At 59.1% G+C, this 13,530-nt stretch carries 16 protein-coding genes; 11 read left to right on the top strand and 5 right to left on the bottom strand.

Annotation, left to right across the window (positions count from 1 at the left end):
- Positions 1 to 184: 184 nt before the first annotated feature.
- Positions 185 to 505: a PA4575 family protein gene (locus FEE99_RS28160; protein ID WP_016773114.1), complete on the top strand. Its 321-nt coding sequence runs from the start codon at positions 185 to 187 to the stop codon at positions 503 to 505.
- Here the strand turns inward: FEE99_RS28160 and FEE99_RS28155 are convergent.
- Complete coding sequence (locus FEE99_RS28155) at positions 502 to 2,331, bottom strand: hypothetical protein (protein WP_041477791.1); 1,830 nt, start codon at positions 2,329 to 2,331, stop codon at positions 502 to 504. The genes FEE99_RS28160 and FEE99_RS28155 overlap by 4 nt on opposite strands.
- Before the next feature lie 160 nt (positions 2,332 to 2,491).
- On the opposite strand from FEE99_RS28155, the gene FEE99_RS28150 reads away from it, so the two are divergent.
- From FEE99_RS28150 to FEE99_RS28140, 3 genes are all read left to right on the top strand, one after another.
- The gene (locus tag FEE99_RS28150) at positions 2,492 to 2,980 is read left to right on the top strand and encodes a TIGR00645 family protein (RefSeq protein ID WP_016773116.1); all 489 of its coding nucleotides are present in this window, start codon (positions 2,492 to 2,494) and stop codon (positions 2,978 to 2,980) included.
- A gap of 130 nt (positions 2,981 to 3,110) precedes the next feature.
- Positions 3,111 to 3,416 carry a DUF6482 family protein gene (locus FEE99_RS28145; protein ID WP_041477792.1) on the top strand — a complete coding sequence of 102 codons (306 nt, stop codon included), beginning with the start codon at positions 3,111 to 3,113 and terminating at the stop codon, positions 3,414 to 3,416.
- Positions 3,417 to 3,536: 120 nt separating this feature from the next.
- Positions 3,537 to 4,154 carry an FKBP-type peptidyl-prolyl cis-trans isomerase gene (locus FEE99_RS28140; protein ID WP_016773117.1) on the top strand — a complete coding sequence of 206 codons (618 nt, stop codon included), beginning with the start codon at positions 3,537 to 3,539 and terminating at the stop codon, positions 4,152 to 4,154.
- A gap of 130 nt (positions 4,155 to 4,284) precedes the next feature.
- On the opposite strand, the gene FEE99_RS28135 is transcribed toward FEE99_RS28140, so the two are convergent.
- The 3 genes from FEE99_RS28135 to FEE99_RS28125 all read right to left on the bottom strand — a co-directional run bounded on the left by FEE99_RS28135 (position 4,285) and on the right by FEE99_RS28125 (position 6,216).
- Positions 4,285 to 4,542, bottom strand: a complete 258-nt coding sequence (locus tag FEE99_RS28135; protein WP_016773118.1) for a PA4570 family protein — start codon at positions 4,540 to 4,542, stop codon at positions 4,285 to 4,287.
- A 204-nt stretch (positions 4,543 to 4,746) separates the two neighbouring features.
- A complete protein-coding gene (locus FEE99_RS28130; protein WP_016773119.1) occupies positions 4,747 to 5,088 on the bottom strand; it encodes a zinc ribbon domain-containing protein YjdM in 342 nt (113 codons plus the stop codon).
- 159 nt (positions 5,089 to 5,247) lie between these two features.
- The gene (locus FEE99_RS28125) at positions 5,248 to 6,216 is read right to left on the bottom strand and encodes a polyprenyl synthetase family protein (protein WP_016773120.1); all 969 of its coding nucleotides are present in this window, start codon (positions 6,214 to 6,216) and stop codon (positions 5,248 to 5,250) included.
- A 241-nt stretch (positions 6,217 to 6,457) separates the two neighbouring features.
- Between FEE99_RS28125 and rplU the strand changes: the two genes are divergently transcribed.
- The 5 genes from rplU (at position 6,458) to FEE99_RS28100 (ending at position 10,213) form a co-directional block, all read left to right on the top strand.
- The gene (rplU, locus tag FEE99_RS28120) at positions 6,458 to 6,769 is read left to right on the top strand and encodes a 50S ribosomal protein L21 (protein ID WP_007924746.1); all 312 of its coding nucleotides are present in this window, start codon (positions 6,458 to 6,460) and stop codon (positions 6,767 to 6,769) included.
- A 35-nt stretch (positions 6,770 to 6,804) separates the two neighbouring features.
- Positions 6,805 to 7,062, top strand: a complete 258-nt coding sequence (rpmA, locus tag FEE99_RS28115) for a 50S ribosomal protein L27 (RefSeq protein ID WP_016773121.1) — start codon at positions 6,805 to 6,807, stop codon at positions 7,060 to 7,062.
- Positions 7,063 to 7,255: 193 nt separating this feature from the next.
- Positions 7,256 to 8,479, top strand: a complete 1,224-nt coding sequence (cgtA, locus tag FEE99_RS28110) for an Obg family GTPase CgtA (RefSeq protein ID WP_041477793.1) — start codon at positions 7,256 to 7,258, stop codon at positions 8,477 to 8,479.
- Between the two features lie 137 nt (positions 8,480 to 8,616).
- A complete protein-coding gene (proB, locus tag FEE99_RS28105; protein WP_039761700.1) occupies positions 8,617 to 9,735 on the top strand; it encodes a glutamate 5-kinase in 1,119 nt (372 codons plus the stop codon).
- Between the two features lie 10 nt (positions 9,736 to 9,745).
- Positions 9,746 to 10,213: a CreA family protein gene (locus FEE99_RS28100; protein WP_041477794.1), complete on the top strand. Its 468-nt coding sequence runs from the start codon at positions 9,746 to 9,748 to the stop codon at positions 10,211 to 10,213.
- A gap of 185 nt (positions 10,214 to 10,398) precedes the next feature.
- Here FEE99_RS28100 and rpsT read toward each other — a convergent pair whose 3' ends face one another.
- Positions 10,399 to 10,671 carry a 30S ribosomal protein S20 gene (gene rpsT / locus FEE99_RS28095; protein ID WP_003228351.1) on the bottom strand — a complete coding sequence of 91 codons (273 nt, stop codon included), beginning with the start codon at positions 10,669 to 10,671 and terminating at the stop codon, positions 10,399 to 10,401.
- A 252-nt stretch (positions 10,672 to 10,923) separates the two neighbouring features.
- On the opposite strand from rpsT, the gene murJ reads away from it, so the two are divergent.
- The gene (gene murJ, locus FEE99_RS28090; RefSeq protein ID WP_016773124.1) at positions 10,924 to 12,462 is read left to right on the top strand and encodes a murein biosynthesis integral membrane protein MurJ; all 1,539 of its coding nucleotides are present in this window, start codon (positions 10,924 to 10,926) and stop codon (positions 12,460 to 12,462) included.
- Between the two features lie 129 nt (positions 12,463 to 12,591).
- Positions 12,592 to 13,530: a bifunctional riboflavin kinase/FAD synthetase gene (gene ribF / locus FEE99_RS28085; RefSeq protein ID WP_016773125.1), complete on the top strand. Its 939-nt coding sequence runs from the start codon at positions 12,592 to 12,594 to the stop codon at positions 13,528 to 13,530.

The raw sequence follows: 13,530 nt of genomic DNA, 5'->3' as shown, positions 1-13,530 counted from the left end.
TCGGGGAATGTGCCACTACTCTGGCGCCAATATTCACACAATGACCATTCGGCGCCTTCTGGTTCCATTTGGCTTGCGCGGGACACTTTTCTTCTATTCTCAGGTCAAGGATATCGACAGTATCACTGGATCGAGCCAGTCCTCCCATGGGGGCTGAATACCGGCTTTACCGAGGGTCGCCGCCATGTCGCGCAACCTCTGTCTCACCCGTCAATGCCTGGGTCTGGTGACCCGGATCGAATGCGCCGTCAAGCCGCTGGCCGGCGACAATGGCATGTGGACGCTGCTCTTCGCGGCCGGCATGGCCGGCGAACAACCTTCCGCGATCAAAGCCCAAGGCCCGTTCCATGGCCCGGTGGCGGCCGAGTCGATTCTCGACACCATCGTTGAAAGCCTGACCTTGCATGGTTACGAACTGGCCGATGATCCGCAGATCTGGAGCCTGCACCTGCAAGCCCAGTTGCGGCAGATCAACGGCGGCCGTGGGCGCAGCCTCAACGGTTAAGGTGCTGACTGGTCGACCTGCGCCTTGTCGAGCTTGACCTCAAAACCGTATTGCACGGTGGCGAGGTCGGTGCGCTGATAGGTTTCCACGCGAGTCGGGCGACCGTAAAAATAGTGCACGCCGAGTAGCGCCGGGCCTTCTGCACTGGCGTCGTGGCTGACCGAAAGAATCTGCTTGAGGTAGTGGCCACTGTCGTCTTTGACGAAGAAGCGCCACTCGTTGGCCGGGAAGGTTTTCAGGTCGACCACCAGCGTGTTGTCCTTGATCGCCAGGCCTTTGGGCAATGACTGCGCGTCGTAGGATTGCTTGGCCACCGTGGCCAGAAACAACGGCATCGAGCCCACGGCAATCGCCGGGGTTTCCGGAAACAGGTTCAGATCATAAGTAATCGTCGCTTGCAGCGGATCGACCTGGTACGCCTCGGGCGGCAGTTCGATCGGCTCGTCGAGTTTGCCGCCGCGCTTTTCCGTGAAGAAAGTCACCGGGCTGACGCCGGGATTGAGTTGGTCGCCAAGCAATTCGTCATTGAAGGTGCGGCGGTGGGAAAACTCGATACGCGCCGCGCTCGGCTCTTCCACCGATTGATGAATGCGCACGCCGGCCTTCAATTGTTCCTCGGTCAGGTCCGCGCCTTTGAGCCAGTTGGCGGCGAGATCGTCATACACCACAACTGGCAGGTCCAGCGCCTGCACGGCTTTGGCCGTGGTGTGCGGATTGAAGGTGCGCACCGGCAGGTCCAGGGATTTGCGCGTCACCGTTGCCGAGGAGAAGTCGAGCACACTGACTTCCAGTGTGTCGATCGGGCCGTGGAAATAGACTTTGTTGTAGCGGCGCGAGTGGTCTTTCTCGAAGGCTTGCTGGTCGTCGCTGAGCTGTTTTTCCAGGGTCTCGCTCCAGCTCTTCTGCTTCTGTAACTGCGTCAGTTGCTTCTGGTAAAACTCGACCTGCTCCGGGCTTTCGTTGATCGAACCGGCGCGCACCAGGTATTGGCCACTGGCGTCGCGAGCCTGGACGATCAGCGGATTGATCCGGGTTTCGGCGACTTCTGCCGCGAGCGGCAGGCTGTTGCTGACTTCGACCTCGGCGTAGTTTTTTTCCAGCTTGAGCAGTTTGACGCTGAGATTGTCGTTGCTGCGGGTCTGGCCGACGTCTTTCTGCGTCAGGTCGAAGCTGTACAGCCGCCGGGGCGCGATGACTTCGACCTGGCCTTGCAGGCTGACCGGTTGTGGCAGGCTTTTTTTGTCGACGTTGAGGCCATCGATGAACGGGTAGGTCACCGTCAGGTCATCGGGGTTGGTCACGTTGGAGCTGGACGGGCTGAGCTGAATGCCCGGATCGGTTTCCGACCATTCCGGCTGCCAGGCGATCCCCCGTTTGTTGCTCAGCGTCACCGAGTGCCATTCGATGCCGTGCGGGAACAGAAAACCGCCGGGAATATTCAGGTTGAACGGGAATACCGGTTGCAGATCGGTCAGGTAATCCGAGCTGGCGTCCTTGTGCAGCACGAACAGGCCGTTGATGAACGTATCGACCAGCGCCTGCGGGGTAGGGTAGTGCTTGAGCACGGCGAGGGCGTCGGCACCGTATTCGGTATGCGGGGTGATGTCGTCGAGCTTGAGCCTGGCGCGTTCGAGCAACAGCAGCGAACCGCCGAGTTCGGTGATGGCGTCCTTGAGCTTGGGATCGCTGATCGTTTCCAGTGACTGGTCGAAGGAGGCGGTCTTTTCGTCGAGGTTGGCGACGTGCTTTTCATCGCCGGGCGAGCAACCGCCGATGAGCAAGGCGAGGCAGATTCCGGCAGTCGTCAAGGCTGATCGCACATCCATTTCCACGCATCCTGTCCACTGTCATTGGGCTGTCAATGCTTTGGACACTAGCAGAAAAACTTTGTCACACACACGCAGGTGGCGGATTTTCCGGCGGTTTCTGGCTGTCACAGCGGGCTGTTATACTCGCCGCCATTTCCAGCCCCTTGTGTGAGAGTCAATGGAACGCTTTATCGAAAATGCAATGTACGCCACCCGCTGGCTGCTGGCGCCGATCTACATCGGCCTGTCCCTCGGTCTGCTGGCGCTGGCATTGAAGTTCTTCCAGGAAATCATCCATATCCTGCCCAACGTCTTCGCCATGGCCGAATCGGACCTGATTCTGGTGCTGCTGTCGCTGATCGACATGGCGCTGGTGGGTGGTCTGCTGGTAATGGTGATGATTTCCGGTTACGAGAACTTCGTCTCGCAACTGGACATCGACGAAGGCAAAGAGAAGCTCAGCTGGCTGGGCACCATGGACTCGTCGTCGCTGAAGATGAAGGTCGCGGCGTCGATCGTGGCGATTTCTTCGATCCACCTGCTGCGCATCTTCATGGATGCCAAGAACGTCGATCCTGAGCATCTGATGTGGTACGTGATCATTCACATGACTTTTGTGGTGTCCGCGTTTGCCATGGGTTACCTGGACAAGGTCACCAAGCACTGATCAGCCGATCAAGGCAAAAAAACCGCCCGTCTGTTGCGAAACAGACGGGCGGTTTCGTTTGTGGCTTGTGCTTTCAAGCGCAGCGGCCTATGCCTGTAACGGTGCGATTCGCCATGTGTGAGGTGCTTCCATGAACCTGCAAGAGTTGAACGCGTTTGCTGTTGCCAGGAAGGTCGATGAGTTGAACCTGATCTCGATGGAGGGTGGCATTTACCTGTTGGAAGCGAGGATGCATGGAGCGGCGTATCCGTTGAGCGATCTCAAGGGCAACATGCTGAAGCTGCGATCAGTGGAGCACGCGCGGGATCTGCTGCATGCCTTTCCGGTACTGCCCTTCAATCTTGTGCACACCTCGGTCCATGACGAAATGTGTGGCCTGGTCGGTGACCTCGATGAAAGCCTGAAGGTGCCACTCGCCTGGCGCTCGGCCCTGTAGCCCCGGCCCCAAGTCCGGGGTATCTGTGCTAGTCTGCTCGCCCTTTTGGTTCCGGGCGCGCCGGGACGCGCTGTGCACGCACGGCAAGTCCTGTGGCCGTCCGCACAGCGGAGCAGTGTCATGTCCGAAGTAAATCTGTCCACCGACGAAACCCGCGTCAGCTACGGTATCGGCCGTCAACTCGGCGACCAGCTGCGCGACAACCCGCCACCGGGTGTCAGCCTGGACGCGATCCTGGCCGGTCTGACCGACGCTTTCGCCGGCAAGCCAAGCCGTGTTGGCCAGGAAGAAATGTCCGCCAGCTTCAAAGTGATCCGCGAGATCATGCAAGCCGAAGCAGCTGCCAAGGCTGAAGCCGCGGCTGGCGAAGGTCTGGCCTTCCTCGCCGAAAACGCCAAGCGTGACGGCATCACCACCCTGGCTTCCGGCCTGCAATTCGAAGTACTGACTCAGGGCGACGGCGCCAAGCCGACCCGTGAAGACCAGGTGCGTACGCATTACCACGGCACCCTGATCGACGGCACTGTGTTCGACAGCTCCTACGAGCGCGGCCAGCCTGCAGAATTCCCGGTTGGCGGCGTGATCGCTGGTTGGACCGAAGCCCTGCAACTGATGAATGCCGGCAGCAAATGGCGCCTGTACGTGCCGAGCGAACTTGCTTACGGCGCACAAGGCGTGGGCAGCATCCCGCCGCACAGCGTTCTGGTGTTCGACGTCGAGCTGCTGGACGTTCTGTAATACCGAGCCTGCTTGATGGCAGGCCAATGCAGGAGTGAGCCTGCTCGCGAACGCGGTGTGTCAGTTGTTGATTGGCTATCTGACACACCGCTATCGCGAGCAGGCTCACTCCTACAGTTTTGACCGCGTTTCATATTTCGATCTTGTTGTGCAGCTCATTGGTCGGGCGCAACGCCCGGGCATAGCAGAACAGGAACAGATTGCGCACCAGCTCCTTGAGCACCAGCGGCTCGCTGGAATTGAGGCTGCTGACGTCCAGATCACCTTGATCCTGCAGCTCATGCAAGGCTTCTTCTTCAAGAACCGCACAGACTTCGCCGGTTTCCCGATGGAGGATTCTGAGGTACGGGTGTGGGCGATCCAGCCAGGCGTCGATCAAATAAGTCATGGGTCTCATCTCCTTGAAAGGTTTCAATGAGAATAATTCTTATTCATCAAATAGCAAGTGCCTATTGGCGGATCGTGGATTTTTCCGGGTAAAGGTTGTGTCAGATCAAAATGGCTGGCTGATCGCCATACGCGGCTTCATTGAGCTGAAGCGGGGAGGGCAAAGCTCCATCCCACGGCTGGCGCAGGATGGATGACGCAAGGCTCAGACTTTTCTGACGAACTCGGATTTGAGCTTCATCGGGCCGATGCCGTCGATCTTGCAGTCGATGTCGTGATCGCCATCGCACAGGCGGATGTTCTTGACCTTGGTGCCGACCTTGACCACCAGCGACGTGCCTTTGACCTTGAGGTCCTTGATCACGGTGATGGTGTCGCCGTCCTGCAGGACGTTGCCGACCGAATCTTTCTTCACGGCATCATCGGCCGCCACTTCGGCTTCGCCGCTGGCAGACCACTCGTGGGCGCACTCGGGGCAGACCAGTTGGGTGCCGTCTTCGTAGGTGTATTCGGAATTGCATTTCGGGCAGGGTGGCAACGTGCTCACTAAGGTTCCTTGGGTATCAGGAGGGCTAAAGGGCGCACATTGTATAGGGTTTTAGCTTTTCAGGCAGGCAAAAGCAAAAGATCGCAGCCTTCGGCAGCTCCTACGGTGATGTGTAGGAGCTGCCGAAGGCTGCGATCTTTTGATCTTGTTTCAGCAATATCAGTGCGTGCGGGCGACCGCGAACTCGCTCAGTTCCACCAGCGCATCGCGGTATTCGCTGGCCGGCAGCGCCTCCAGGCACTTGATCGCGCGGGCCACGTAATCGCGGGCCAGTTGCGCGGTGTACTCCAGCGAGCCGGACGCTTCGACGGCGATGCGGATGCTTTCCAGGTCTTCGATCCCGCCTTTCTGGATCGCCTGACGCACCAGTGCCGCCTGTTCGGCCGTACCTTCGCGCATGGTGTAGATCAGCGGCAGGGTCGGCTTGCCTTCGGCCAGATCGTCGCCGACGTTCTTGCCCAAAGTTTCCGCGTCGCCTTTGTAGTCGAGCAGGTCATCAACCAGCTGGAACGCCACACCCAGGTGATCGCCGAACGTGCGCAGGGCTTCGCTCTGCTCGGCGGTCGCGCCAGCCAGGGCGGCGGCGCTGTGGGTCGACGCTTCGAAGAGCATCGCGGTTTTGCCGCGGATGACTTCCATGTAGGTTTCTTCGCTGGTGCTGGCGTCACGCACCTTGGACAGCTGCAACACTTCGCCTTCAGCGATGATCCGCGTGGCTTGAGACAAAATCTTCATCACCGGCATCGAGCCCAGTTCGACCATCATTTCGAACGAGCGCGAATACAGGAAATCGCCGACCAGCACGCTCGGGGCGTTGCCCCACATGGCGTTGGCGGTCGAGCGGCCACGGCGCATGCCGGACATGTCGACGACGTCGTCATGCAGCAGGGTCGCGGTATGCAGGAATTCGATGGTGGCGGCCAGCAGGCGCATGTCGTCGCCTTCGCGACCCAGGGCCTTGCCACACAGCAACACTAATAAAGGACGCAGGCGTTTGCCGCCGGCCGACGTGATGTAATCGCCGATTTTCGATACCAGCGGCACTCGAGACGTCAGCTGCTTCTTGATGATGCCGTCGACGGCGCTAAAATCGTCCGCCACCGCGCGGTAGAAAGCTTGGGGTTGCATCAGCGAGAGTCGCTCCAGAAGGGTTGCGCGGCATGCTAGGACCCCCGTCCAGACCTGTCAAGGCGCGATGGACGGCCACTTGCGCGAGGCAGATTGCTTGCGTACAATCGCGCACCCTGAACTTCCTGGGCAGCACCTGCCTTACGCAATTGCACTTGGGCCGTTCCAGCCCCATGCAGCCATGCCAGCCAATACCTCTTCTTATAAAGAGCTGGGTGAGCAGGATTATCGGAGAAATACCATGTACGCAGTAATCGTTACCGGCGGTAAGCAATACAAGGTCGCTGAAGGTGAATACCTGAAGATCGAAAAACTGGAAATCGCTACTGGCGAATCCGTGACTTTTGATCGCGTTCTGCTGGTCGCCAACGGCGACGACGTGAACATCGGCGCACCAGTTGTTGCTGGCGCAACCGTCAAGGCTGAAGTGATCTCCCAAGGTCGTCACGATAAAGTCCGCATCATCAAGTTCCGTCGCCGTAAGCACCACATGAAGCGTATGGGCCACCGCCAGTGGTTCACCGAGATCAAAATCACCGGTATTCAGGCTTAATTACAGCCTAATTCCTCACTAGGAGAATTGAACTCATGGCACACAAAAAAGCTGGTGGTAGTACCCGTAACGGTCGCGACTCAGAAGCCAAACGCCTTGGCGTGAAGATGTATGGCGGCCAGGTCATCAAGGCCGGCAACATCATCGTGCGTCAGCGCGGCACCCAATTCCACGCTGGCTACGGCGTTGGCATGGGCAAGGATCACACTCTCTTCGCTAAAATCGAAGGCGTGATCAAGTTCGAAGTAAAGGGCGCCTTCGGTCGTCGTTACGTGAGCGTAATCGCGGCTTAATCGCGAGATCGCTGGAGAAGCCCTGTCTTGCGACGGGGCTTTTTCGTTTGTGGGGTGAGTCTCTTGCAAAGCTGTTTGTATGGGCTGTCGGCGTGCGATGCAGGTCGTGTCTTGGGGTCGCTGCGCTCATTTTTGCAAGAGTCTTATGTCTTGATTGTTTTTCGGCTCGTCCGTACGGCGAGAGGCGTTGGTTATGAAGTTTGTTGATGAAGTATCGATTCGCGTAAAGGCCGGTGACGGTGGCAACGGTGCCATGAGTTTCCGCCGGGAAAAATTCATTGAAAACGGCGGTCCGAACGGCGGTGATGGCGGTGACGGCGGTTCCATCTACATGATGGCCGACGAAAACCTCAATACCCTGGTCGACTACCGTTACACCCGTCACTTTGATGCCGAGCGTGGCTCCAACGGCGGCAGCACCGACTGCACCGGCAAGAAGGGCGAAGACCTGATCCTGCGCGTGCCGGTCGGCACCACCGTGATCGACTCTGCCACTCAGGAAGTCATCGGCGACCTGACCAAGGCTGGTCAGAAACTGATGGTAGTGCAGGGCGGCTGGCACGGTCTGGGTAACACCCGTTTCAAATCCAGTACCAACCGTGCGCCGCGTCAGACCACGCCAGGCAAGCCGGGCGAGCAGCGCGACCTGAAGCTGGAAATGAAAGTGCTGGCCGACGTCGGTCTGTTGGGCTTGCCGAACGCCGGTAAAAGTACCTTTATCCGTTCGGTCTCGGCCGCCAAGCCGAAAGTCGCCGACTACCCGTTCACCACACTGGTGCCGAACCTGGGTGTGGTCAGTGTCGATCGCTGGAAAAGCTTCGTCATTGCCGACATTCCGGGCTTGATCGAAGGCGCTTCCGACGGTGCCGGCCTGGGCATTCGCTTCCTCAAGCACCTGGCGCGTACGCGTCTGCTGCTGCACCTCGTCGACATGGCGCCGCTGGATGATTCCAGTGCTCCAGACGCGGCTGAAGTGATCGTCAACGAGCTGATCAAGTTCAGCCCGTCGCTGGCCGAGCGTGATCGCTGGCTGGTGCTGAACAAGTGCGACCAGATTCTTGAGGAAGAGCACGATGCTCGCGTCAAGGAAATCGTCGATCACCTGGAGTGGACCGGTCCGGTGTACGTGATCTCGGCCATCGCCAAGATCGGTACCGAGCGTCTGTGCCACGACATCATGCGCTACATGGAAGATCGTGCCGATCGCCTCGCCGCAGATCCTGCGTACAAGGAAGAGCTGGCCGATCTCGATCAGCGCATCGAAGACGAAGCCCGTGCACAGTTGCAGGCGCTGGACGACAAGCGTGCCCTGCGTCGCAGTGGCGTGAAGTCGGTCCATGACATCGGCGACGATGACTGGGACGAAGAAGATGTGGATGACGAAGATGGTCCGGAAATCATTTACGTGCGTGACTGATCCGTTGCGATAAACTTGAACGCCGCTCAATCGAGCGGCGTTTTAGTATCCGGAAATCGATCGTTGGTCAGCAATCGCCACGATTAACGTCACGGGCAGTGCCAGGTCGCGCTGCCCTCAAGCTAAGGTTGAAGATGATGCGGAGCAAGGTGACAGGTGCGCAGCGTTGGGTCGTGAAGATCGGCAGCGCTTTGCTGACAGCTGACGGCAAAGGGCTGGATCGCGCGGCAATGAGTGTCTGGGTCGAGCAGATGGTGGCGCTGCATGAGGCGGGCGTCGAGCTGGTGCTGGTGTCCTCCGGGGCGGTAGCGGCCGGCATGAGTCGCTTGGGCTGGACCGCACGACCCAGTGCCATGCACGAGCTCCAGGCGGCCGCTGCAATCGGTCAGATGGGGTTGGTGCAGGCGTGGGAGTCGAGCTTCGCCGAGCATGGCCGGCACACTGCGCAGATTCTCCTGACCCACGACGACCTGTCCGACCGCAAGCGCTACCTCAATGCCCGAAGCACCTTGCGTGCACTGGTCGAGCTGAAGGTCATTCCGGTGATCAACGAAAACGACACTGTGGTCACCGATGAAATCCGTTTCGGCGACAACGACACGCTGGCGGCGCTGGTGGCCAATCTGGTCGAGGCTGATCTGCTGGTGATCCTTACCGATCGCGACGGCATGTTCGACGCTGATCCGCGCAACAATCCCGATGCGCAGCTGATTTATGAAGCGCGCGCCGATGATCCGACGCTCGATGCGGTTGCAGGCGGTACCGGTGGTGCGCTGGGGCGCGGCGGCATGCAGACCAAGTTGCGTGCGGCACGCTTGGCAGCGCGTTCCGGTGCGCACACCATCATCGTCGGCGGGCGGCTTGAGCGTGTGCTCGATCGCCTGAAGGCGGGCGAGCGCATTGGCACGCTGCTATCGCCGGAGCGCGGCATGCTCGCGGCGCGCAAGCAGTGGCTGGCCGGGCACCTGCAAACCCGTGGCACCCTGGTGCTGGATGAGGGGGCGGTGTCGGCGTTGTCCAAGGGCAACAAAAGCCTGCTGCCGGTGGGGGTGAAACTGGTTCAAGGCAGCTTCCGTCGCGGTGAGATGGTCGTCTGTGTGGCGCCGGATGGTCGGGAGATCGCTCGGGGTCTGGCCAATTACAGCGCCCTGGAAGCGCAAAAAATCATCGGTCAGTCGTCGGATGCGATTGTCGGTTTGCTCGGTTACATGGCGGAGCCGGAACTGGTTCACCGTGACAACCTGATTCTGGTCTAAGGAAAATTCGATGCGTGTAGCGAAAGGATTGTTGGGCCTGCTGATGGCCATGCCATTGCTGGTCTCGGCCGAGGAGATCGGTCAGGTGTCGACGGTGTTCAAGTTTGTCGGGCCGAATGACCGGATCGTGGTCGAGGCCTTCGACGATCCGAAAGTCGAGGGCGTGACCTGCTACCTGTCGCGTGCCAAGACGGGCGGAGTGAAGGGTGGTCTCGGTCTGGCCGAGGATCGTGCTGAAGCCTCGATCGCTTGTCGTCAGGTCGGGCCGATCAAGTTCAAGGGTGAGTTGAAGGACGGCGACGAGGTGTTCAAGGAGCGCACCTCGCTGGTGTTCAAGACCATGCAGGTGGTGCGTTTCCTCGACAAGAAGCGCAACACGCTGGTGTACCTGGTCTACAGTGATCGCTTGATCGAGGGCAGTCCGCAGAATGCGGTCACGGCGATCCCGATCCTGCCGTGGGTGCCGGTCCAGCAATAAGCGCCACCAATCCGAACTGTGGGAGCGAGCCTGCTCGCGAAGAGGTCATGTCGGTCGATAGAAATATCAACTGGCAGATCGCATTCGCGAGCAGGCTCGCTCCCACACTTTTTTTGCCTGTAGCTTGTTAAATCACAGGCAATAAAAAACCGACCCTGAGGTCGGTTTTTTAATGACTACGTCGATTAAGCGGCTTCTTTCAGCGCTTTGACGTGGCCATTCAGACGGCTCTTATGACGAGCAGCCTTGTTCTTGTGGATGATGCCTTTATCGGCCATACGGTCGATAACTGGCACAGCCAGAACGTATGCAGCTTGAGCTTTTTCAGCGTCTTTTGCGTCGATGGCCTTAACTACATTCTTGATGTAGGTACGAACCATGGAACGCAGGCTGGCGTTGTGGCTGCGACGCTTCTCAGCCTGTTTTGCACGTTTTTTGGCGGAAGGTGAGTTGGCCACCGTCGAGCTCCTCGAAAGACTTTTTAGGAAATAGCAAACAAAATAGGCCGCGAATCATGCCGATGAAGACTTGTCTTGTCAAGGGCACTTGAATCGTTCCGCTAAGTGGTAGGTATAAAGAGGCGGGATATTTATTTCCGGCGCTTGACCTGTAAACTCGCGAGCTTTGGCTCTGTGCTGTTGCGGCGCGGAGTATCGCACAAGTAGGCGCATTGTTCGCCTGCTGTTTATCGACAGGCACAAACTCTCTCAATGAATCTGCTCAAATCGTTGGCCGCCGTCAGCTCTATCACGATGCTTTCCCGGATTCTGGGTTTTGTTCGTGACACGCTGATCGCGCGGACATTCGGCGCCGGGATGGCCACGGATGCCTTCTTTATTGCGTTCAAACTGCCCAACCTGCTGCGGCGGATCTTTGCCGAAGGGGCTTTCTCCCAGGCTTTCGTGCCGATTCTGGCCGAATATAAAAGCCAGCAGGGCGAAGAGGCGACGCGTACCTTTATTGCCTATGTATCGGGCCTGTTGACGCTGGTGTTGGCGGTTGTGACTGCACTGGGCATGATCGCCGCCCCTTGGGTGATCTGGGCCACAGCGCCCGGTTTTACCGATACCCCGGAGAAATTCCAGCTCACCTCCGATCTGTTGCGGGTGACCTTTCCTTATATATTGCTGATCTCGCTGTCGTCGCTGGCCGGCGCGATCCTCAATACCTGGAACCGCTTCTCGGTGCCGGCCTTCGTGCCGACTCTGCTCAACGTCAGCATGATCGTGTTTTCGCTGTTCCTCACGCCGTATTTCGATCCGCCGGTCATGGCGCTCGGGTGGGCGGTGTTGGTCGGCGGTCTGGCGCAGTTGCTGTATCAGCTGCCGCACCTGAAAAAGATCGGCATGCTGGTGCTACCACGCCTGAACCTGCGCGACAGCGGCGTTTGGCGGGTGATGAAGCAGATGCTGCCGGCGATTCTCGGCGTGTCGGTGAGTCAGATTTCATTGATCATCAACACCATCTTCGCCTCGTTTCTGGTCGCGGGTTCGGTGTCGTGGATGTATTACGCCGACCGCTTGATGGAATTGCCGTCGGGCGTATTGGGCGTGGCGCTCGGCACGATTCTCCTGCCAACGCTGGCCAAGACCTACGCCAGCAAGGATCGCCACGAATACTCGCGGATCCTCGATTGGGGGCTGCGCCTGTGCTTTGTGCTGGTGCTGCCGTGCGCGCTGGCACTGGGGATTCTTGCCGAGCCGCTGACTGTTTCGCTGTTCCAGTACGGTCAGTTCAGTGGCTTTGATGCCGAGATGACCCAGCGTGCGCTGATTGCCTATTCGGTCGGCCTGCTCGGGATTATCGTGATCAAAGTGCTGGCGCCGGGCTTTTATGCGCAACAGAACATTCGCACCCCGGTGAAAATCGCAATTTTCACGCTGGTCTGCACCCAGTTGTTCAACCTGGCACTGATCGGGCCGCTGGCCCACGCCGGCCTTGCCTTGGCGATCAGTGCCGGTGCTTGCCTGAACGCCGGGCTGCTGTTCTACCAACTGCGCAAGCAAAAGATGTATCAACCGCAACCGGGCTGGGGCAAATTCGGCTTCAAGCTGGTCGTTGCGGTGACCGTGATGTCGGCGGTGTTGCTGGCCGGCATGCATTTCATGCCCGCCTGGGATGAGGGGCATATGCTCGAGCGCTTCCTGCGTCTGGGCGCGCTGGTAGTTGCTGGCGTGGTGGCGTATTTCGGTATGTTGTTGCTGTTGGGTTTCCGCCTGCGCGACTTCAATCGCAAGGCCTTGAGCTGAGGTTTCAGCCTTCATGAGCAGGCATGGGCCGGCGGTTTTGTCGGCTCGTTCACTTTGCGTTACGGTGTTGCCTGTCGTCGGCCGTCGGGTGTGGTTATAATCGACCACTTTATGAGCAAGAAGCGCGTTATGCAGCTGGTTCGAGGCCTCCACAACTTGCGCCCCCAGCATCGGGGCTGCGTCGCCACTATTGGCAACTTTGACGGTGTTCACCGTGGTCACCAGGCTATCCTGGCCCGGCTGCGTGAGCGTGCGCTCGAGTTGGGCGTACCCAGCTGCGTGGTGATTTTCGAGCCGCAGCCGCGGGAGTTCTTTGCTCCCGACACCGCACCGGCACGTCTGGCGCGGTTGCGCGACAAGCTGCAGTTACTGGCCGCTGAAGGCGTCGACCGGGTCTTGTGCCTGGCTTTCAACCAACGGCTGAGCAAGCTCAGCGCCAGTGAGTTCGTCGATACCATTCTGGTCGATGGCCTTGGCGTGCAGCATCTGGAGGTCGGTGATGATTTCCGTTTCGGTTGCGACCGCCTCGGCGATTTCGATTTTCTGATGCAGGCCGGGCAGGTTCACGGTTTCACCGTCGAAGCGGCGCAAACCGTCGAGCTGGACGGCATTCGCGTCAGCAGCACGCAGGTGCGCAACGCCTTGGCTGCGGCCGATTTTGCCTTGGCCGAACGCTTGCTCGGCCGTCCGTACCGCATCGCCGGTCGCGTGCTGCATGGTCAGAAACTGGCCCGGCAACTGGGCACGCCCACTGCCAACATTCAACTCAAGCGTCGTCGCGTGCCGTTTACCGGGGTGTATCTGGTGAATGTCGACATCGACGGCAAGACCTGGCCCGGCGTCGCCAATATCGGCGTGCGCCCCACGGTGCAAGGAGATGGCAAAGCCCACCTCGAGGTCCATCTGTTAGATTTTGCCGGCGATCTGTATGACCGGCGTTTGACGGTGGTTTTCCACCAAAAGCTGCGTGAAGAGCAGCGCTTCGCCTCTCTGGAGGCATTGAAAACGGCGATCAATGCGGATGTCGCCACCGCCCGTGCACTAGCCGCACCTAGCGCCCATCGCTAA

Origin of the sequence: Pseudomonas sp. ef1 (assembly GCF_007293365.2) — a bacterium.
Classification (GTDB): Bacteria; Pseudomonadota; Gammaproteobacteria; order Pseudomonadales; family Pseudomonadaceae; genus Aquipseudomonas; species Aquipseudomonas siliginis.
This window is presented reverse-complemented; position numbering and strand designations above follow the sequence as displayed.